19 protein-coding genes are annotated in these 20,561 nt (G+C 72.2%); 14 read left to right on the top strand and 5 right to left on the bottom strand.

Annotated elements, in window-relative coordinates:
• Positions 1-247 precede the first annotated feature (247 nt).
• The 4 genes from ACF062_RS01190 (at position 248) to ACF062_RS01175 (ending at position 4,554) form a co-directional block, all read left to right on the top strand.
• Positions 248-1,243, top strand: a complete 996-nt coding sequence (locus tag ACF062_RS01190) for a serine hydrolase (protein WP_392134124.1) — start codon at positions 248-250, stop codon at positions 1,241-1,243.
• A gap of 181 nt (positions 1,244-1,424) precedes the next feature.
• Positions 1,425-3,203, top strand: a complete 1,779-nt coding sequence (locus ACF062_RS01185) for a lytic transglycosylase domain-containing protein (protein WP_392134121.1) — start codon at positions 1,425-1,427, stop codon at positions 3,201-3,203.
• A 173-nt stretch (positions 3,204-3,376) separates the two neighbouring features.
• Positions 3,377-3,511: an SPW_0924 family protein gene (locus tag ACF062_RS01180; protein ID WP_392134118.1), complete on the top strand. Its 135-nt coding sequence runs from the start codon at positions 3,377-3,379 to the stop codon at positions 3,509-3,511.
• A 44-nt stretch (positions 3,512-3,555) separates the two neighbouring features.
• Positions 3,556-4,554: a DUF3068 domain-containing protein gene (locus ACF062_RS01175; protein ID WP_392134115.1), complete on the top strand. Its 999-nt coding sequence runs from the start codon at positions 3,556-3,558 to the stop codon at positions 4,552-4,554.
• On the opposite strand, the gene hrpB is transcribed toward ACF062_RS01175, so the two are convergent.
• Positions 4,551-7,085: an ATP-dependent helicase HrpB gene (hrpB, locus tag ACF062_RS01170; RefSeq protein WP_392134112.1), complete on the bottom strand. Its 2,535-nt coding sequence runs from the start codon at positions 7,083-7,085 to the stop codon at positions 4,551-4,553. The two genes, ACF062_RS01175 and hrpB, sit on opposite strands and share 4 nt — an antisense overlap.
• A 4-nt stretch (positions 7,086-7,089) precedes the next feature.
• Positions 7,090-7,911, bottom strand: a complete 822-nt coding sequence (locus ACF062_RS01165; protein ID WP_223774042.1) for a class I SAM-dependent methyltransferase — start codon at positions 7,909-7,911, stop codon at positions 7,090-7,092.
• Positions 7,912-8,253: 342 nt separating this feature from the next.
• Here ACF062_RS01165 and rpsA point away from each other — a divergent pair, with 342 nt between their 5' ends.
• Positions 8,254-9,762, top strand: a complete 1,509-nt coding sequence (gene rpsA, locus ACF062_RS01160; protein WP_223774041.1) for a 30S ribosomal protein S1 — start codon at positions 8,254-8,256, stop codon at positions 9,760-9,762.
• 148 nt (positions 9,763-9,910) lie between these two features.
• On the opposite strand, the gene ACF062_RS01155 is transcribed toward rpsA, so the two are convergent.
• A complete protein-coding gene (locus ACF062_RS01155; RefSeq protein WP_392134108.1) occupies positions 9,911-10,873 on the bottom strand; it encodes a right-handed parallel beta-helix repeat-containing protein in 963 nt (320 codons plus the stop codon).
• Between the two features lie 192 nt (positions 10,874-11,065).
• Here ACF062_RS01155 and ACF062_RS01150 point away from each other — a divergent pair, with 192 nt between their 5' ends.
• From ACF062_RS01150 to ACF062_RS01140, 3 genes are all read left to right on the top strand, one after another.
• The gene (locus ACF062_RS01150) at positions 11,066-12,004 is read left to right on the top strand and encodes a PAC2 family protein (RefSeq protein WP_392134105.1); all 939 of its coding nucleotides are present in this window, start codon (positions 11,066-11,068) and stop codon (positions 12,002-12,004) included.
• Positions 12,005-12,028: 24 nt separating this feature from the next.
• The gene (coaE, locus tag ACF062_RS01145) at positions 12,029-12,634 is read left to right on the top strand and encodes a dephospho-CoA kinase (RefSeq protein ID WP_392134102.1); all 606 of its coding nucleotides are present in this window, start codon (positions 12,029-12,031) and stop codon (positions 12,632-12,634) included.
• A gap of 80 nt (positions 12,635-12,714) precedes the next feature.
• A complete protein-coding gene (locus tag ACF062_RS01140; RefSeq protein WP_392134099.1) occupies positions 12,715-13,083 on the top strand; it encodes a tetratricopeptide repeat protein in 369 nt (122 codons plus the stop codon).
• A 56-nt stretch (positions 13,084-13,139) separates the two neighbouring features.
• On the opposite strand, the gene ACF062_RS01135 is transcribed toward ACF062_RS01140, so the two are convergent.
• Positions 13,140-13,400, bottom strand: a complete 261-nt coding sequence (locus ACF062_RS01135) for a DUF6343 family protein (protein ID WP_392134096.1) — start codon at positions 13,398-13,400, stop codon at positions 13,140-13,142.
• Positions 13,401-13,680: 280 nt separating this feature from the next.
• On the opposite strand from ACF062_RS01135, the gene ACF062_RS01130 reads away from it, so the two are divergent.
• Positions 13,681-14,118, top strand: a complete 438-nt coding sequence (locus ACF062_RS01130) for a DoxX family protein (protein WP_392134093.1) — start codon at positions 13,681-13,683, stop codon at positions 14,116-14,118.
• A 37-nt stretch (positions 14,119-14,155) separates the two neighbouring features.
• On the opposite strand, the gene ACF062_RS01125 is transcribed toward ACF062_RS01130, so the two are convergent.
• Complete coding sequence (locus ACF062_RS01125) at positions 14,156-14,602, bottom strand: RNA-binding S4 domain-containing protein (protein WP_223774034.1); 447 nt, start codon at positions 14,600-14,602, stop codon at positions 14,156-14,158.
• A gap of 193 nt (positions 14,603-14,795) precedes the next feature.
• On the opposite strand from ACF062_RS01125, the gene ACF062_RS01120 reads away from it, so the two are divergent.
• From ACF062_RS01120 to ACF062_RS01100, 5 genes are all read left to right on the top strand, one after another.
• The gene (locus tag ACF062_RS01120; RefSeq protein ID WP_392134090.1) at positions 14,796-16,298 is read left to right on the top strand and encodes a YfcC family protein; all 1,503 of its coding nucleotides are present in this window, start codon (positions 14,796-14,798) and stop codon (positions 16,296-16,298) included.
• 46 nt (positions 16,299-16,344) lie between these two features.
• Positions 16,345-17,091: a uracil-DNA glycosylase gene (locus ACF062_RS01115; RefSeq protein ID WP_392134087.1), complete on the top strand. Its 747-nt coding sequence runs from the start codon at positions 16,345-16,347 to the stop codon at positions 17,089-17,091.
• A 9-nt stretch (positions 17,092-17,100) separates the two neighbouring features.
• The gene (locus ACF062_RS01110) at positions 17,101-18,291 is read left to right on the top strand and encodes a nitrate/nitrite transporter (protein WP_392134085.1); all 1,191 of its coding nucleotides are present in this window, start codon (positions 17,101-17,103) and stop codon (positions 18,289-18,291) included.
• Positions 18,292-18,315: 24 nt separating this feature from the next.
• Complete coding sequence (gene pip / locus ACF062_RS01105; protein ID WP_392134082.1) at positions 18,316-19,275, top strand: prolyl aminopeptidase; 960 nt, start codon at positions 18,316-18,318, stop codon at positions 19,273-19,275.
• A 203-nt stretch (positions 19,276-19,478) separates the two neighbouring features.
• Positions 19,479-20,498: a glycoside hydrolase family 6 protein gene (locus ACF062_RS01100; protein WP_392134080.1), complete on the top strand. Its 1,020-nt coding sequence runs from the start codon at positions 19,479-19,481 to the stop codon at positions 20,496-20,498.
• Positions 20,499-20,561 lie beyond the last annotated feature (63 nt).

The raw sequence follows: 20,561 nt of genomic DNA, 5'->3' as shown, positions 1-20,561 counted from the left end.
CACGCCCCGGCCAGGGGCGCGGGGAACTGCGCGAGCAACCACGGCGCGCCCGCGGTGTAGGCCCGGGGTCATGCCCCGGCCAGGGGCGCGGGGAACTGCGCGACAAGCCCCCACCGGGCCCGCAGCGAAGAACCACGCCCCACCCCGCAGTGACCAACGCCCCGCCCGCACAACCCCCGCAGGCCCCCTCACCCACGTGGCCCCCGCCCCCGCGCCCCCCGAGCGACCCCGGGGCCAGGATGACCCCATGGCCCCTCACCTACGAGCCCGCCGCCGCTCCCTGCTCGCCGCGGCGCTCACCACGGCCCTGCTGAGCCCCATACCCGCGGCCGCCGCCGACGCCAGCGACCGGCAGGGCGCAGCCCTCTGCACGGCCGACCGCGACCGTACCCTCGCCGCCCGGGTGTCCGAGGACATCCGGGCGGCGCTGTCGTCCAGGTCCGGCCAGGTCTCCGTCTCCGTACACGACACCCGCACCGGCCTCGTCTGCGAACTCGCGAGCCTGCGCCGTTACGACGCGGCGAGCCTCACCAAGGTCCTGATGATGCAGGCGGCGCTGCGCCGCGCACGGGAGTGGGGCCGAGGCCTCACCGCCTGGGAGCACCGGCGGATCCGCCCCATGATCACCCGCTCCGACAACGACGCGGCCGCACGGCTCTGGCGCAACCTCGGCCACCCCTACCTCTCCCGCTTCCTGCGCCGCGTCGGCACCACCGCCACCACCCTGGGCCCGTACGGCTATTGGGGCCTGACGCGCACCACGGCCGCCGACCAGCAGCGGCTGCTCGGCGTACTCACCGGCGCCCCGGATGTCCGGGGAGTCCTCGAACCGAGCGCCCGCGCATACGGGCTGCGGCAGATGGCCGACGTCCAGAGCGACCAGCGCTGGGGCGTGCCCGCCGGCATGCCGCGCGGCATCCGCGCCCACCTCAAGAACGGCTGGCTGCCGAGGACCGAGCACGGCTGGCGCGTGCACAGCGTCGGTGTGTTCACCGGCGGCGACCGCACGTACCGCATCGTCGTCCTCAGTCACGGCAACCCCTCCATGGCCTATGGAGTACGCACCGTGGAACGCGTCGCGTACGCCGTGCACCGCGCTCTGAACAAGGGCCGCGCCATCGCCCAGGGCTTCACCCCGCAGAGCGAGATCAGCGAGGTCCCGGACGGTTCGGCCCCGCCCGAGGGTGATTTCGCGACGCCCGGGGACGAGCCCGGCCCGGCGGGGGAGAGCCCCGCGGCGTAACAGCCCTGTCGCGGTATCGGTCAACTGGTAAAAACCGGGCACGAACAGGTGCCTGGACGCGGGAAGTTGTCGTAGTGTCGCCAGAGCCGCCCCGCTGGGGAGCACGCGCGTACGAAGGCAAGCGCGTACGGAGGTGGGGTCGGCGCGCAACAGTCGTCAAAAGGGGAGGGGTGGCTCGGTCATGGCGCCGGTATTCGGCAGGCGACTGCGCAGGGGGGCGGTGACCAGCGCGGTGGCCGCGGCGGCGGTGGCGGCGCTCGCCGCGTCGCAGGCCCCGGGCGTGACGGACGTCCCGCGCGGCGATCGCACGGCGGGAGCGGCGGACACGCCGCCGGGTGACTCCGCGACCGGTGACTCGCCCTACTACACCGATCTGCCACGCCTGAAGAGCCCCAACCCCCTCCCGCCCAACGGCGGTGACAAGGAGGCCGAGGCGGGCCTGCCGGCCACCGTCCTCGACGCGTACAAGAAGGCCGAGGCCACGCTCGCCGACACCAAGCCCGGCTGCAACGTCCCCTGGCAACTGCTCGCCGCCATCGGCAAGGTCGAGTCGGGCCACGCCTGGGGTGGCCGCGTCGATGCGAACGGCACGACGCTCAAGTCGATCACCGGCCCGCCCCTGAACGGCGACGGCTTCGCGAAGATCACCGACACCGACCGCGGGGTGCTCGACGGCGACACCACGCACGACCGCGCGGTCGGCCCCATGCAGTTCATCCCGTCGACGTGGGCCACCTCGGGCCAGGACGGCAACAACGACGGCAAGAAGGACCCCAACAACATCTACGACGCGGCGCTCGCCGCCGGCCACTACCTCTGCGCGAACGACCGCGACCTGGCCGACGAGGACGACCTGCACAAGGCGATCCTGAGCTACAACCGCTCCACGGAGTACCTGAACACGGTCCTGTCGTGGCTGGAGTACTACCGCAACGGCACGCACGAGGTCCCCGACGGCAAGGGCGTCCTGCCGGACGACCGCAGCGACGACCGCACGCGGATCCCGGGCCTGACGCCGGGCGGCTCCGGCGGCAACGGCAACCGCGACATGACGGGCACGTATGAACCGCCCCGCGACAACGACAAGCCGGGCAACGGCGGCAAGCCCGGCAATGGCGGCAAGCCCGGGAACGACGGCAAGCCCGGCAACGGCGACGACAAGCCCGCCCCCACGCCCGCCCAGCAGGTCGCGCGCCTGAAGGACGCCGGTACCGGCACGCTGGCCGCGACCGCGGGCGACGCCTTCGCCGGGCGCGTGCAGGTGCGTACGGAGTCCAAGTCGGGCTCCGGCGTCGCCAAGGTCAAGGTGAAGTTCCGGGTCGTCGGTGACACGGACGCCCGCTTCGAGGGCGGCGCGCGGAGCGTCGTCGTCACCACGACCGCCGCGGGCAGGGCCACCGCCCCCGTGCTCGAGGCGGGCGAGAAGACCGGCCAGTTCACCGTGCGGGCCACGGTCGTGGGCCGCAAGCTGACGGGCCTCGACTACGCCGCGAAGGTCACCGCCCGTCAGGCCGACGCCCTGGCCAGGACCAGCGACAAGCCGCTGGTCTGCGAGGCGGGCAAGGAGTTCGCCGACCAGGTCGAGGTCAAGGCCACGTACAAGGGCCGGGCGGCCGCCGGAGTCGCGACCACCGCCACCCTGATCAAGTCGGCGACGGACGCCGGCCCCAACGACAAGGGCCCCTACTTCAAGGACGCGAGCGGCAACCCGGTCCGGGTCCTCAAGGGTCTCAAGACCGATGCCAACGGCCTGTTGAAGCTGCCGAGGCTGTACGCCGACGACGCGGCGGGCACGTATCTGCTGCGGGTCGTCACGGTCGGCGGCGCCACCGTCACCGTCGAGCTGAAGGTGACCGCCCCCGCCACCTCGACCGATCCGGCCACCCCGCCGGCTTCCACCACCCCGCCGGCCTCGACCACGCCGACCGCTCCCACCACCCCGGCCACTCCGACCGCTTGACCGGACCTCCGCAGGCACTGCCGGACCGCCCCCGCGCCGACAACGGCGCGGGGGCGGTCCTGTGTTGCGCGACCTGTTCCCCTCTCGTCTCCGCGTTGCTACGGTGCCCGACCTGACGCCCTATCAGTTCCGGCCGACGGCCGATGACCACCGGCCGACTCGGGAGGCTCCGCATGCGTGCCCTCATCGCCGCCGCCACCGGTCTCGCCGTCGCGCTCGCCCTGGTCCTGACGATCACGGCGATCGGCGCCCCATCCGGCGAGACGTCCCCCAAACCCCTGCTCACCACCGTCCCCAAGCACCCGTAGACGCACTGCCCCAAGCCCCCGTAGACGTAGGGAGGGTCGCCGCGATGCGCCGCAAGGCCAGCCTCGTCCTGCTCGCCTTCGCCGTGTTCTTCACGGCCATGTCCCCGCTCATGCGCTGGTACGCCTTCCCGCGCCTCGCGAAGATCCCGCCGAGCCAGTACCAGGACGCGGTCCTGGAGGCGAAGAACCCCACGCTCATCGACTACGGCTCGATGAAGGCCGAGAAGGTCGACAAGGTCACCATCGTGCAGACCCTCAAGGGCAACGTGGAGGCCTCCGAGGAGATCGAGAAAAGTGCGGACCGCGACGTCGTCGTCTGGGACGCGCTCTCCTACATCGAGGACTCCGAGGGCAAGATGGTCTCCAAGGTCCCCGAGCGCTACATCTTCGACGCCCACAGCCAGGAACCGGTGCACGCCACCGGGGAGTCGGTCGACGGGGACCCGGTCAAGCGCCAGGGCATCGAGTTCAAGTGGCCCTTCCTGACGGAGAAACGGGACTACGAGTACTTCGACGCGCAGGCCCGCGTCACCAAGCCCATCCACTACAAGGGCACACAGACCTTCCGGGGCGTGCAGGTCTACTACTTCGAACAGACCATCCCCTGGACCGAGGTCCCCTTCCCCAAGACGATGCCGGTCAAGGGCATCACTCCGAAGTCCCTCGCCAAGACCGGCACCACCCGCTGGTACACCACCGTCCGCAAGTTCTGGGTCGAGCCGGTCACCGGAGCCCCCGTCTACGGCGAGGAGATACAGAAGAACGAACTGCGCGGCGGCACGCTCCTCGGCGGACGCGACAAGGTCACCGTCTTCGCCGGGCACGTGAAGATGCGCGAGGACTACATCGAGAGCACCGTCGACCTGGTCAAGTCCCAGCGCGTCCTGGTGCTCCTGCTCACCTCCTACCTGCCCTGGGGCTTCCTCGGCCTCGGCGTGCTCCTGCTCGCCCTCTCCCTCTGGCTGGAGGCCCGCGGGCGCAGGCGGAGCGGCCCCGGGCCCACGGCGACGACCGGCCCCGAACCGGAACCCGTCAACGCCTAGGCGTTCCCGCCCTCCCGGGCCTGGCGCGCCTTGGTGTACCGGGTCGGCTCGGCCGACGCCGGGTCCTCGGGCCACGGATGCTTCGGATAACGGCCGCGCAGCTCCGCCCGCACCGCGCGGTAGCCCTCCCGCCAGAACGAGGCGAGATCGGCCGTGATGGCGGCGGGCCGCCCCGCGGGCGACAGCAGGTGAACGACCACGGGCACCTGCCCGGCGGCGATCCGAGGGGTTTCGGCCAACCCGAACATCTCCTGGAGCTTCACCGCGAGGACCGGCTGCCCGGGGTCGGAGTAGTCGATCCGGATCCTCGACCCGCTCGGCACCTCCAGCCGCTCCGGAGCCAGCTCGTCCAGACGCACGGCCTCACCCGTGGCCCACGGCAGCAGCCGCCCGAGCGCCTGCCCGGCGTCGATACGGCCGAGGTCGGCCCGCCGCCGCGCCTTGGACAGCTCGGGCTCCAGCCACTCGTCCACGCGCGCGTGGAGGGCGCCCTCCGACACGTCGGGCCACGGCGCCCCCAGATGCCGATGCACAAAGGCAAGCCGCTCCCGCAGCTCCCGCGCCCCCCGCGACCACTTCAGCAGCCCGATCCCTTCCTCCCGCAGACCGGCCAGCAGCGCTTCCCGTACGAGATGGGGGTCGGGGTCCTTCAAGGGCCGCACCGCCAGCTCGATGGCCCCGAGGCGTTCGACGTGCCGCGCCACCAGGTCCCCACCGGACCAGGCCACCTCGTCCCGCTCGGAGCACAGCGGCGCGGCAGCGCTCCGCGCCCCGTCCTCGTCGATCTGCGCACCGAGCAGCACGCGCGCGTGCCCGGCGCCGACAGGGCGGTCGGCCACGGCCACGGCGATCCACTCCGCCCCCGTCAGCGAGGAGCCGGGACGCAGCTCGGCGCGGGTGCCGTTGGCCATGAGGTACGTGCCGCCGCCCGCCGCCCGGGCCACGCGCTCCGGGAACGCCATGGCGGCGACCACCCCGGCGACCCGCTCGTCGCTCCCGGCGCCGGAAGCCGCCGCGCGGTCCCGGCCCCCGGCCGCCGAGGCCAGGCGGCGCGTCTCCGTGCGCCAGCGCGCCGCGTAGCCGTCCTGCCCCCGCCGGGCGGCCCGCCAGGCCGCGGCGAGGTCGTCGCCGTACTCCCGCGGCGGCTCCTCGCTCAGCAGGGCCACCACCTCGGAGGCCCGCCGGGTGCCGACGAGCGGCGCCGCGTCCAGCAGGGCGCGGGCAAGGCGCGGATGCAGGCCCACCCGCGCCATGCGGGTGCCCCGCTCCGTCACCCGTCCCGTCGCGTCGACCGCCCCCACCGCCGTCAGGACCTCCCGCGCCGCCGCCATCGCGCCGCCCGGCGGGGGATCGAGCAGCGCGAGCCCCGAGGCGTCCGGATCGCCCCAGCAGGCTGCCTGAAGGGCGAACGCGGCGAGGTCGGCCACTTTGATCTCCGGCGCCGGAAAGCGCGCCAGACGTCCGTCCTCGGCCTCCGCCCAGCACCGGTACACGGCCCCCGGCGCCTCACGCCCGGCCCGCCCCGCCCGCTGCCGCCCCGCCGCCTGAGAGGCCCGCACCGTCGCCAACGCGCTCAGCCCGCGCGCGTGGTCCACCCGCGGCTCGCGCGCCAGACCCGAGTCCACGACCACCCGCACACCGGGCACCGTCAACGACGACTCTGCGACGGACGTGGCCAGCACGACCCGCCGCCCCGGCGACCCCGCGAGCACCGCGTCCTGCACGACCGCCGGAGCCCGCCCGTGGACCTGCAACACCTCCACGTCCCCGAGACCGCCCAACTGCCCCGCCACGCGCGCGATCTCACCGACCCCCGGCAGGAAGCACAGGACGTCCCCGTCCCGCTCGGCCAGGGCACGCCGGACCACCGTCGCCACATGCGTCAGCAGCGCCGGATCCACCCGCATCCCGTGCGGCGGCCGCACCGCCCGCGCGGGCGGCGCCCACACCACCTCCACGGGATGCGCGATCCCCTGGGCCTCCACCACGGGCGCGCCCCCGAGGATCCGCGCCCACCCCTGCGCGTCGGTCGTCGCGGACGCGGCCACCAGCCGCAGCTCGGGGCGCAGCGCCGCCCGCACGTCCACCAGGAAGGCCGCCACGGTGTCCGCGTCCAGATGCCGTTCGTGGCACTCGTCGATGACGACGACGTCCACACCGGCCAGCTCCTGGTCCCGTTGCAGCCGCTGGAGCAGCACACCCGTCGTCACGACCTCCACGCGCGCGTGTGGGCCCACGACGCGCTCTCCGCGCACGGTGTAGCCGACGCTCTCGCCCACCTTCTCGCCGAGCATCCAGGCCATCCGCCGCGCGGCGGCCCGGGCGGCGATGCGCCGCGGCTCGGCGACGACGACCCGGCGTACGCCGTCCGAGGCGTCGAGCAGACCGGCCAGCGCCAGCGGCACCAGCGTCGTCTTGCCCGTGCCGGGCGGGGCGCACAGCACGGCGCTGCCCGGCCCCTCCAGGGCGGCTCGGAGGGAGGGCAGCGCGTCTCGTACGGGCAGGTTCAGGGCAGCGGCGTCGCGGATCACCCGCTCAGTCTCGTACGCATACGTAGATGGCCGTCCCCGGGATCAGGTTTCCGCGCAGCGGGGACCAGCCGCCCCACTCCTGGGTGTTCCAGGCGGGCCACTCCGGCTCCACGATGTCGACGAGGCGGAAACCGCCCGCCACGATGTCGCGGACCCGGTCGCCGATCGTCCTGTGGTGCTCCACGTAGACGGCGTTCCCCTGCTCGTCCTGCTCCACATAAGGAGTGCGGTCGAAGTAGGAGGCCGCCACGGTGAGGCCCTCCGGGCCCGGCTCGTCGGGGAAGGCCCAGCGGATCGGGTGCGTCGCGGAGAACACGAAGCGGCCACCGGGGCGCAGCACGCGGCGCACCTCCTTGAGGACCAGCACCGGATCGGCGACGAAGGGCAGCGCCCCATAGGCGGAGCAGGCGAGGTCGAAGGAGCCGTCCTTGAAGGGCAGCACCCCGGCGTCGGCCTGCACCAGCGGTACGTCCCCGCCGATCCGCAGCGCGTGCTGGAGCTGGCGGTGCGAGAGGTCGAGGGCCACGGGCCGCGCGCCCTGGGAGACCAGCCAGCGCGAGCACTGGGCGGCGCCGGCGCCGATCTCCAGGATGTCCTTGCCCTTGAGGTCCTCGGGCGGACCGAGCAGTTCCGCCTCCACCTCGTCGAGTCCCTCGGGACCCCACACGAACCGGTCGTCCCCGAGGAACGTGCCGTGCTCGACCTGGTAGTCGTCGGCGTTCCTGTCCCACCAGCCGCGGTTCGCGCGACTGCTCTCCGTGACGTCCGCGGTACGGCGGGTGGCTTCGGGCTCGGGCAGTCCGGACTCTTGGATGATCGGCTCCATCGTCGTAATCTTCCGTCGAACTCGTCGAGAGGGGGCGCGGTGCGGCCCGTGTGGCCTCAGGCGACAGGTTTTGTGCCGGGTATGTGGCGTTCCGCCCCGGGTGTGCGCCTTCGCGCATTGACCCTGTCCGGCTGCCCCCGTATGCTACAAGTTGCGCTGCGAGCCTGCGCTCCTCAGACATAGCAGGCTGCGCTCGCGTCTGTTGTATGTCCCCTCGGTTGTCGAGACGCCTTCCCTTGCCGGAAGCGCGCCTCCTAGGCTGTCCGGCTTCTGCAGAGCGAAATCGGCTCCCGGCGTTGCAGTACCTACGACTTCAATGTCCGTACCGGAGCCCTAACCCACATGACGAGCAGCACCGAGACCACCGCCACCACCCCGCAGGTAGCGGTCAACGACATCGGTAACGAGGAAGCCTTCCTCGCCGCGATCGACGAGACGATCAAGTACTTCAACGACGGCGACATCGTCGACGGCGTCATCGTGAAGGTCGACCGGGACGAGGTCCTGCTCGACATCGGTTACAAGACCGAAGGCGTCATCCCGAGCCGCGAGCTCTCGATCAAGCACGACGTCGACCCGAACGAGGTCGTCAAGGTCGGCGACGAGATCGAGGCCCTGGTTCTCCAGAAGGAGGACAAGGAAGGTCGTCTGATCCTGTCCAAGAAGCGCGCTCAGTACGAGCGTGCCTGGGGCACGATCGAGAAGATCAAGGAAGAGGACGGGATCGTCACCGGTACCGTCATCGAGGTCGTCAAGGGTGGTCTCATCCTCGACATCGGCCTCCGTGGCTTCCTGCCGGCCTCCCTCGTGGAGATGCGCCGCGTCCGCGACCTCCAGCCCTACGTGGGCAAGGAGCTCGAGGCCAAGATCATCGAGCTGGACAAGAACCGCAACAACGTGGTCCTGTCCCGCCGTGCCTGGCTCGAGCAGACCCAGAGCGAGGTCCGCCAGACCTTCCTCACGACCCTGCAGAAGGGCCAGGTCCGCTCCGGCGTCGTTTCCTCGATCGTCAACTTCGGTGCGTTCGTGGACCTCGGTGGCGTCGACGGTCTCGTCCACGTCTCCGAGCTTTCCTGGAAGCACATCGACCACCCCTCCGAGGTTGTCGAGGTCGGCCAGGAAGTCACCGTCGAGGTCCTCGACGTGGACATGGACCGCGAGCGTGTCTCCCTGTCGCTCAAGGCGACGCAGGAAGACCCGTGGCAGCAGTTCGCCCGCACGCACCAGATCGGGCAGGTCGTTCCCGGTAAGGTCACCAAGCTCGTTCCGTTCGGTGCGTTCGTGCGCGTCGACGAGGGCATCGAGGGCCTGGTCCACATCTCCGAGCTGGCCGAGCGCCACGTGGAGATCCCGGAGCAGGTCGTCCAGGTCAACGACGAGATCTTCGTCAAGGTCATCGACATCGACCTCGAGCGTCGCCGGATCTCGCTGTCGCTGAAGCAGGCCAACGAGTCCTTCGGCGCCGACCCGTCGGCCGTCGAGTTCGACCCGACCCTGTACGGCATGGCCGCGTCCTACGACGACCAGGGCAACTACATCTACCCCGAGGGCTTCGACCCCGAGACCAACGACTGGCTCGAGGGCTACGAGACCCAGCGCGAGGCCTGGGAGACCCAGTACGCCGAGGCGCAGTCGCGCTTCGAGCAGCACCAGGCTCAGGTCATCAAGTCCCGCGAGGCCGACGCCCAGGCCGAGGCCGAGGGTGCGGCGGCTCCGGCCGGCGCCGCTCCGGCCGCGTCCGGTGGCGGCGGCGGTTCGTACTCCTCGGAGTCGGACGACAACTCCGGCGCCCTGGCTTCGGACGAGGCGCTTGCCGCGCTGCGCGAGAAGCTGGCCGGCGGCCAGAGCTGAGGCTCGCCCCTAGGCGGTAGCTGAACGCTGCGGGCCCGCATCCCTTCGGGGGTGCGGGCCCGTTGTGCGTCCTGGTTCGAGTGCGGGGCTGTGGGTGGCTGGTCGCGCAGTTCCCCGCGCCCCTTTCGGGGCGCCCCCGGCACCGTCCCTATGGCGTCACCGGGATGTTCGTCAGGCCCCGGCCGCCGGTTACCGTGTTGCTCGCGTACACCGTCGTCTTGCAGCCGCCGCTGTGGTTCGTCACGTTGATCGCCAGCTGCTTGTCGCCCGTCGCGCCCGTCAGGGTGGACCTGTTGCCGCGGAAGACCGTGCCGCAGCCCCAGCCGGACTGCTGGGTGTGCGTCTCATAGCCGTTGTTCAGGGTGTTCTTGCCGGTGTTGTTCTCGATGACGTAATTGTTGCCCTTCACGTCGACCCACGAGTCGTCGTAGTGGTTGCCGGTCAGGCCCCTGCCGTCGAACGTGTTGCCCGAGACCTTGCCGCCCGTGGTGCCCTCCTTGAGGTCGATCGCCTCGCCGCCCACGTCCGGGCCGATCGTGTTCCCGAGGATCTGTACGTTGTCGCTCTTGTCGGAGAGCGTGTTGGCGGTGCCGACGTAGATGCCCTCGCCCATGCCGCGGCCGTCGTTCCCGGTGTCGTGGATCCGTGAATTCCTGATCACGCCGTCGCGGCTCGACTTGCGGAAGTGGACGCCCTCCATGTCGAGGCCGTGGACCGTGACGGTGTCCACGACGACGCCCCGCGCGGAGTCGATCATGATGCCCTTCTGGCCGCCGGTCACGGTGATGCCCTTCACCGTCCAGTACGCGGCGCCGTTAAGGTGCAGGCCGTAGCCGCCGCCGGCCGTGAGCACCGCCTTCGCGGAGCCGGTCAGCGTGATGCGGGAGCCGGCGCTCGCCGCCACGGAGGTCTTGAAGTTCCCGGAGTACGTCCCGTCGGCGAGGTGGATCGTGTCGCCCGGCGAGGCGCCGGTGAGCGCCGCCTTGAGCTGGGCGGCGGTGGAGACCTCGATGGTCCGCGCGGGCGCTGCCGCGAACGAGGCCGTGGTCAGGGGCGCGGAGGCGGCCGTCGCCGTGAGCAGGGCCGTGAGAAGCGTGCGTCGGGTGCGCATGGGGGGTGACCTTCCGTCGAGAGTGGAGTTCTCGTACGTGAACGCAGGGTGTTCATATGAACGTTGTGAACGTAAGGGCGGGGCATGTCCGCGTCAAGGTATGGACCAGTGCGGACCGTACGCGGCGCGCGGCGGGAATGCCCGTGGCACTGCGTGCGTTCTCCGTTACGAACACGAGGAGGAGCGGTCACAGTGCTTGATCCGCAGGGTTTGTACGCATGGGAGCCGAAGGGCCTCGCCGTCGTCGACATGGCGCTCGCCCAGGAGTCGGCCGGACTGGTCATGCTCTACCACTTCGACGGATACATCGACGCGGGTGAGACCGGCGACCAGATCGTCGAGCGGCTCACGGACAGCCTGCCCGGGCAGGTGGTGGCGAGATTCGACCACGACCGGCTCGTCGACTACCGCGCCCGCCGCCCGCTGCTCACCTTCCGACGCGACCGGTGGGCCGACTACGAGGTGCCGACGCTCGACGTCCGCCTCGTGCAGGACGCCACGGGAGCGCCCTTCCTGCTGCTCTCCGGGCCGGAGCCGGACGTCGAGTGGGAGCGCTTCGCCGTCGCCGTCCAGCAGATCGTGGAGCGCCTCGGCGTACGCCTGTCGGTGAACTTCCACGGCATCCCCATGGGCGTGCCGCACACCCGCCCCGTGGGTCTCACGCCGCACGGCAACCGCACCGACCTGGTCCCCGGCCACCGCAGCCCCTTCGAGGAGGCGCAGGTACCGGGCAGCGCCGCGTCCCTCGTCGAGTACCGCCTCCTGGAGGCGGGCCACGACGTATTGGGCGTCGCCGCGCACGTCCCGCACTACATCGCGCGCTCCGCGTACCCGGACGCGGCCCTCACGGTCCTGGAGGCGATCACCGCCGCCACCGGCCTGGTGCTGCCCGGTGTGGCCCACGGACTGCGCACCGAGGCGCACCGCACCCAGACCGAGATCGACCGGCAGATCCAGGAGGGCGACGAGGAACTGGTCGCGCTGATCCAGGGACTTGAGCACCAGTACGACGCGGCGGCCGGCGCCCAGGAGCGCGGCAACATGCTCGCCGAACCGGCGGACATCCCCTCCGCCGACGAGATCGGCCGGGAATTCGAACGCTTCCTCGCCGAGCGGGAGGGCGACGCGTGACCCGCAGGCCCTAAGCTGCCCGTCATGCTGAAGGTGGGCCTGACCGGCGGAATCGGCGCCGGCAAAAGTGAGGTGTCGCGGCTTTTTGTCGCGTCCGGTGCCGTCCTGATCGACGCCGACAAGATCGCGCGTGAGGTGGTGGAGCCGGGGACTCCCGGCCTCGCGGCCGTCGTCGAGGCGTTCGGACGGGACGTCCTGGCCCCGGACGGCTCGCTGGACCGCCCGAGGCTCGGCGCCATCGTCTTCGCCCACGCCGACAAGCTCGCCGCCCTCAACGCGATCGTGCACCCGCTCGTCGGCGCCCGCTCCGCCGAGCTCGAACGCTCCGCGTCCGGCGACGCGGTGGTCGTCCACGACGTGCCGCTGCTCACCGAGAACGGCCTCGCCCCGCTGTACGACGTGGTGGTCGTCGTCGACGCGAGCCCCGAGACACAGCTGGACCGCCTGGTGCGGCTGCGCGGCATGAGCGAGGCCGACGCCCGCGCGCGGATGGCGGCGCAGGCCACCCGCGAGAAGCGCCTGGAGATCGCCGACATCGTGATCGACAACGACGGCCCCCTGGAGGGGCTCCAGGAGCGGGTCGCCGAGGTGTGGGCGGACCTGGAGCGCAGGGCACGTACGCAGGATTAGGCCGCCCCGTGGGCCGTCGCATCGGAATAGGGACGGCCGCGACGGGCGTTGACCCAGGGGAGTGAGGGAAGGAGTCCAGCGTGCCCGAAATAACCCCGGAGACCCACGTCATCGACTTCCGAGCGGCGGAGCAGCTCCTCGCCGCGCGGGATCCGCGGGGCGCGGTGAAGCTGCTCGACACGGTCATCGCGGCCCATCCCGAGAACACGGCGGCCCGGCTGCTGCGCGCCCGCGCGTTCTTCGCCGCCGCGCAACTGCGCGCCGCGGAGCTGGAGTTCAGCATCGTCTTGGAGCGCGAACCGGACAACGCGTTCGCGCACTTCGCGCTCGCCCGCACCTACGAGCGCGGCGCCCGCCCCGAGCAGGCGCGGCGCCACTTCCGCCTCGCGGCCGCCCTCGACCCGCAGCCGGAGTACCTCGCGGCGGCCCGCTTCGACGAGCAGGACTGACGTCGACGAGCAGGACTGACCATGAGCGGGACTGGCCTCGCCGGAGCAGGGTGCCGCTAGGGGATGTCCGGCGGATCGTACGGCGGGACGTCTCGCCCCGGCTGATAGTGCGGGCCCTGCCGCATGCGGTGCGTCACCCACGCGAGGTCGGCCGCGACCACCAGGAGCAGCACCCCGCACGCCACCGCCCACCCGGTCCGCCCGGTCAGCGCGAACGCGGCCGTGCCGAAGGTGGCCCAGCCGAGGCCCCATACGCTGAACCAGAAACGCATCCGCAGGGGGCTGCGCGCCGTCAGCGGTTCACTGCCTGTGCGCATGTGAGGTCATCTCCTCCTCCCAGGATAGAGAGAGTGCGAGCCACGCGCCGGTGACGTGGCCGTGCGGCGCGGGACGCTGAGGGTCTGCCGGCGTCACGTCACGGACGGCGGCTGCACCGTCCGGATCGTCTCGGCGGAGCCCGTGGGCGATTCGAAAAGCCTTGCGGGAGCGATGAGTTCCGTGCGGTGGTCCTGTCTATCTCTGTGACAGCACAGCAGCGCGGCAGGCCGGCAGCTCACCAGGGCGACGGCTCCGCGACCCCGTCACCGAGGAGATGCCATGACGGCCACCGCCACCACCGCCGCAGCCACCACCCCCGTACCCGTCACCGCTCCTGGCGGCCGCGGCGCCCGCATCGCGCTGCGTACGCTCCGCGTGCTGCTCGCCGTGTTCTTCGGTGTCGCGAGCGGTGTCCCTAAGCTGATCGCGCATCCGACCGCCGTCGAGTCCTTCGACAAGCTCGGCTGGGGCGCCCCGGGGATGTACACGATCGGGGCGCTGGAACTGCTCGGCGGTATCGCGCTGCTGCTGCCGCTGCTGTCCTCGCTCGCCGCGACGGCGTTCATCGGGCTGATGGCCGGCGCGTTCATCGTGACGGTCACGGCGCTCGGCGGTGAGAACGCCGCGACGCCCCTGATCCTCGGCGGGCCCCTGGCCTGGATCGCCTGGGCGACCCGCGGCGAGACGACGAAGCTGATCGCTCGAATCCGCCGATGAGCCCCGCGCCGCCCCGGGGTTCCGACCGGCGCACCGGTCAGCCCTCCAGGCCCCGGAGGCGCTCCAGCTCGCGGCGGTCCCGCTTCGTGGGGCGGCCCGCGCCCCGGTCGCGGATGCCCGCCGGGGCGACGGCCTCGCGCGGCGGAGGCGGCGGGCTGTTGTCGACGTAGGCCTCGGCGGCGACCGGCGCGCCGACCCGCTTGCGCAGGACGCGCTTGACGACGACGACCCGCTCCCGGCCGCCCGCCTGCCGCAGGCGCACCTCGTCGCCCACCCGCACGCCGTACGCGGGCTTGACCCGCTCGCCGTTGACCCGGACGTGACCGCCCTTGCAGGCGGCGGCGCCCATCGAGCGTGTCTTGACGAGGCGGACCGACCAGATCCAGCTGTCGACGCGCACCGAGCCCTCGCCCGCGGGCGCCCCGCCCGCCGAAGCGCTGCCCGGGGCGCGGTCCGTGCCGCCTCCTGAAGTCTGCGAAGCCATGCTCCGACCTTAGTCCGGCTCCGCCGCCGCGGGCCCGGCTCACGGCGAGCCGTCCGGAATCCGCTGACCCCGGCCGCCGATAATCCGGACCAATCGCAATAAAAAGCCGGAAGCGGTCCGGACATGACGTACGACTCCCAGGGGTGCGGCCCATGACGCCTTTCGAAGCCACCGCCACGGAAGGCGGTGCCGGGTGCGGAAGTTCAGCTTCCCCAGCGCTCTGACCGTCCTCGTCGTCGTCACGCTCGCCGTATGGCTGCTCGCCTTCCTCGTCCCCTCGGGGCAGTACGACAGGAACGACTCCGGCGCCCCCGTCCAGGGCACCTACCACCGCGTCGACTCCGGACAGTCGTTCGTCGACCGGCTCAACGACCTGTTCCTGGCGACCGTCAACGGCCTCTACGGCATCCAGGACGAGAGGACCGCGCTGGTCGCGCCCGACAACGTCGGCGCGCTGTACGGCAGCGCGGGCGTGTTCCTCTTCGTGCTCGCCATCGGCGCCTTCATCACCGTCGTCTTCGCGACCGGCGCGCTCGACCGGGGCATCGGGCGGCTCGCGCACCGGTTGCGCGAGCGCGGCGCGCTGCTCATCGCCGGCGTCATGGTCGTCTTCTCCGTGCTCGGTACGGTGGAGGGCTTCGCCGAGGAGACGCTCGGCTTCTACGGACTGATCGTGCCGCTGATGCTCGCCCTCGGCTACGACCGCATGACCGCCGTCGGCGTGATCATCCTCGGCGCCGGCGTCGGCGTCCTGTGCTCGACCGTGAACCCCTTCGCGACGGGCGTGGCCTCCTCCGCCGCCGGTATCTCGCTCGGCGACGGCATCGTGCTGCGCTGCGCCATGTGGATCGTCCTGACCGGGGTGACGATCGCGTACGTCATCCGTTATGCCGCGCGGGTCCGGCGCGACCCGGAGCGCTCCCTGTCGGGCTTCCTGCCGGGCGACCGGGACGGCGGCGACCGGGACGGCGAGTCGGCCGTGCCCGCCGCGAGCGAGGTGCCCGCGCTGACCTCGCTGCACAAGACCGTGCTGGTCGCGACGGCGCTCGTCTTCGCGTTCATGATCTTCTCGGTGGTGCCCTGGTCGAGCGCGCTCACCGGTGACGCGGACGCCACCCCCTACGGCTTCGAACTCGGCTGGTCCTTTCCGCAGCTCGCGGCCCTGTTCCTGTGCGCCGCCGTCCTCGTCGGGCTCGTCGCGCGGATGGGGGAGCAGCGGCTGAGCTCCACGATCGTCCAGGGCGCCGCCGACTTCGTCTCGCCCGCGCTGGTCATCCTGCTGGCCCGCGGTGTCACGACGATCATGAACAACTCGAAGATCACGGACACCGTGCTGCACTCCATCGAGGGCGTGGTGAAGGGGACCTCCTCGGGACTCTTCGCGGTCATCGTCTTCCTCGTGAACTTGCCGCTCGCCTTCCTGATCCCCTCCACCTCCGGCCACGCGACGCTCGCCATGCCGATCCTGGCCCCGCTCGCCGACTTCGCCGGGGTCTCGCGCGCGGTCGTCGTGACGGCCTGGCAGGCGGCCAGCGGCCTGATGAACCTGTGGGTGCCGACGACGGCGGTGACCATCGGCGGCGTGGCGCTCGCCAAGGTCGGCTACGACAGGTATCTGCGGTTCGTGTGGCCCCTGCTGGCCGTCCTGTTGCTGCTGATCTGCGGTTTCGTGGGGCTGGGGGCGGCCGTGACATGACAGGGCGCACGCCGTGGACGGACGTACATTACGTACGGTGGAGGGCATGGACGGCCTGAGCGAACTGGACGAACGGATCACCGGCTGCCGGGCGTGCCCCCGCCTCGTCGACTGGCGCGAGGAGGTCGCGCGCACCAAGCGCGCGGCCTTCGCCGACTGGACGTACTGGGGGCGCCCGGTGCCCGGCTTCGGCCCGCACGACGCCTCGCTCCTGATCGTCGGCCTCGCGCCCGCCGCGCACGGAGCCAACCGCACCGGACGGATGTTCACCGGCGACCGCTCGGGGGAGTTCCTCTATCCGGCGCTGTACGACGTCGGCCTGGCCTCGCGGCCCACCGCCGTGAGCGCTGACGACGGCCTGACGCTGTACGGCACCCGCATCACCTCGCCCGTGCACTGCGCCCCGCCCGAGAACAAGCCGACCACAGGCGAGCGCGACACCTGCCGTTCCTGGCTGGTGAGCGAGCTGCAGCTGCTCGCCCCGACGCTCAGGTCCGTGGTCGTGCTCGGCGGCTTCGGCTGGCAGGCCGCGCTGCCCGCCTTCGCGGCGGCCGGCTGGCAGGTGCCGAAGCCCCGCCCGGCGTTCGGGCACGGGGCGCATGTGGTGCTGCCGGGCGGCCCCGAGGGGGAAGAGCTCGACGTCTTCGGCTGCTACCACGTCAGCCAGCGCAATACGTTCACCGGACGCCTGACGCCCGCGATGCTGCGGCAGGTGCTGAGCGCGGCGGCCTTCGAAGCGGGACTGTACCCGGACGGCCCAGCAGGTCGGGCCGAGGCGGACGGCGGTTCCTAGCGTGAGGGTGTGGACCACACACGAGCAGCCAAGCCCTCCGCCACCGCCTACCGCAACCTGGCCGTCGCGACGGCCGGTTTCACCCTCACCTTCTGGGCCTGGGCTCTGGTGGCGCCGCTCGGCAGCGACTTCAAGGACCGGCTCGGGCTGAGCTCCTTCGAACAGTCGCTCCTGGTCGCCGTGCCGGTGATCGTCGGCTCACTGGGCCGCGTACCGGTCGGCGCGCTCACCGACCGCTATGGCGCCCGGCTGATGTTCCCCCTGGTCTCGGCGCTGACCATCGTGCCGGTGCTGCTGATCATCCCGGCCAGGAACAGCTACCTCGCGATGCTCGCGGTCGGCTTCCTGCTCGGGCTCGGCGGGACCACGTTCGCCATCGGCATCCCGCTCGTCAACTCCTGGTTCCCGCCCGCCCGCAGGGGCTTCGCACTCGGCATCTTCGGCATGGGCATGGGCGGCGTGGCGCTCTCCGGCTACTTCACGCCGCGCATCGCCGAACACGGCGACAACCTGCCGTTCATCGTCGTGGCGATCGCGCTCGCCGCCTTCGCGGTGCTCGCCGCACTGCTCATCACCGACCGCCCCGACCGGCCCGTGCCCGCCGACCCGCTCACCACCCGGCTCGGGCGGGCGGGCCGGCTGCCGGTCACCTGGGAACTGTCGGCGCTGTACGCGATCGGCTTCGGCGGGATCGTCGCCTTCGGGGTGTACCTGCCCACGTACCTGAAGACCTGGTACGACCTGTCGCCCACCGACGCCGGGACCAAGGCGGCCGGGTTCGCGCTCGTCACCGTCGTCTTCCGGCCCATCGGCGGCTGGCTCTCCGACCGGATCCACCCCGCCACGGTCACCGCCGCCGCCCTCGCCGTGGTCGCGCTCTTCGCCGTCTTCCAGGCCTTCGACCCGGAGCTGTACCCCATCGGCACGATCTGCTTCCTGGTCATGGCCGCCGGCCTCGGCACCGCGAGCGGCAGCGTCTTCGCCCTCGTCTCCCAGGTCACCCCGCAGCCGCAGGTAGGCTCCGTCACCGGCATCGTCGGCGCGGTGGGCGGTCTCGGCGGGTTCCTCCCGCCGCTGGTCATGGGCGCGATCTACAGCGCCAAGGACTCGTACTCGATCGGCTTCATGCTGTTGTCGGACCTCGCGCTCGCGGGGTGCGTCTACGCGTACGGGCGGATGCGCACCGCCAAGCCCGTCTGACGCGGGGGCCGTTAGGGTGCCCCGATGGGCCTCTACCCGGACATCGACCCCTACGACCACGGCATGCTCGACGTCGGCGACGGCAACCGCGTGTACTGGGAGGTCTGCGGCAATCCGCTCGGCAAGCCCGCCGTCGTGCTGCACGGCGGGCCCGGCTCCGGCTGCACGCCCTTCTCCCGCAGGTACTTCGACCCCGACGCCTACCGCGTCGTCCTGCTCGACCAGCGCGGCAGCGGCCGTTCCACGCCGCACGCGAGCGACCCGGCGACCGACATGAGCGTCAACACGACCCCGCGTCTGATCGCCGACCTGGAGCTGCTGCGGCGGCACCTGGGCATCGAACGGTGGCTGGTGTGGGGCGCGTCGTTCGGCTCGGTGCTGGGGCTGCGGTACGCGCAGACGCACCCCGGCCGGGTCTCGGAGCTGGTCCTCACGGGGCTCGCGACCGGCAGCCGCGCCGAGGTGGCCCTGCTGACCCGGGGGCTCGGGAAGATCTTCCCCGCGGCGTGGCGGGCCTTCCGGGACGGGGTGCCGGAGGCGGAGCGGGACGGGGACCTCGCCGCCGCCTACAACCGGCTCCTGGAGTCGCCCGACCCGGCGGTCCGGGCGGCCGCCGCGCGCTCCTGGACGGACTGGGAGACGGCGTTCCTGCCGGCCCCGCCGCGTTCCGTGCCCCGCTACGAGGACGCCGTCTTCCGGGCCGGTTTCGCACGCACGGTCACGCACTACTTCGCCCACGACCACTGGCTGGGCGGTGACGAGGTCGTCCTGCGGGCCGCGCCGTCGCTGGCCGGGATCCCGGGCGTCATGGTGCAGGGAAGCCTGGACTTCGGGAACCTCCTCGGCATCCCGTGGCGGCTCCGGCAGGCGTGGCCGGACAGCGAGCTGATCCTCGTCGAGGAGGCCGGGCACAACGCGGGGGCACGCGGGATCGCGGACGAACTGACGGCGGCGACGGACCGGTTCCGGCCGGGCGCGGGCTGAGGCGCACCGGTCCGTACCGGAGCAGTGGGGCCGGTGGTGAGTACCGCAAGCGCGTACCAGGGGGTGTCGGGGACCGAGACACGCCGCCGAAAGGGTGGTTTTGTCCGGTCGTCGGTGGAAAACGAGGCCGCGACGGGCACCACGACCGCAGACTCCGGGAAACGCGTCGGGCAGGACCGGCGCCGAGCAACTGGAGCCGTCCGGTGTCCCAGCCGCCTTGCCCCCGCCTCGGGCCCCGCCGTCCCTCCCGCCACCGCTTCCCGCTCCTGCGGGGGGTCCTCGCCGCCGTCCTCCTTCTGGGCGCGGCGGCCTCCGGCAGCGCACAGGCGGCCCGCGCCGAGCCCGGGGACGCCCCGGTGTTCTGGGTCGACCCGGACAGCGCCGCCGCCCGGCAGGCCGACGCATGGTGGGAGCAGGGGCGTGTCGAGGACGCCCTGCTCATCGAGCGCATCGCGGAGCGCCCCCAGGCCGTGTGGCTCAACGACGACGAGCCGGGCGCGGTCGTGCGGGCCAAGGTGGGGGCGGCGGAGCGGGCGGGCCGCACCGCCCTCCTCGTCGCCTACTTCGTTCCGCAACGCGACTGCGACGGCTACTCCTCCGGGGGCGCCCGCGACGCCGCGCACTACCGCGAGTGGATCGACGACTTCGCCACGGGCCTCGGCACCACGGGCGCCTACGTGATCCTGGAGCCGGATGCCGTCGCGCACATGGTGGCCGGCTGCGAGGACGCCGACGCCGACGAGCGGTACGCCCTGCTCGCCCACGCCGTCGAGCGCCTCAAGCGGCAGCCGGACACCAAGGTGTACCTGGACGCGGGCAACGCCGGCTGGATCCCGGACGAGCGCCGCCTGGTCGCCCCGCTGCGCAGCTCCGGGATCGACGAGGCCGACGGTTTCGCGCTGAACGTATCCAACTTCCATACGGACGAGGAGAGTGCGGACTACGGGCACCGGCTCGCCGCCGAACTCGGCGGCGACAAGCACTTCGTCATCGACAGCAGCCGCAACGGCAACGGCCCCTACGCCGGCACCGAGGCCTGGTGCAATCCGCCGGGCCGCGCGCTCGGCACCCCGCCCACCACCGCCACCGGAGACGCCGCGCTCGACGCCTACCTGTGGATCAAGCGGCCCGGCGAGTCCGACGGAACCTGCCGGGGCGGCCCACGGGCCGGGCAGTGGTGGCCCGAGTACGCGCTGGGGCTCGCCGAGCGGGCGCGCGGCTAGGGCCTGTCTGACAATTCGCGTCGTCGCCCGGAGGGTCGCGAGGCCGGCGGGAATTGTCAGACA

The organism is Streptomyces sp. NPDC015345 (genome assembly GCF_043078805.1).
In the GTDB taxonomy this organism is placed as follows: Bacteria; Actinomycetota; Actinomycetes; order Streptomycetales; family Streptomycetaceae; genus Streptomyces.
The sequence above is the reverse complement of the archived record's forward strand: the minus strand, read 5'-3'. Positions and strand labels throughout refer to the sequence as shown.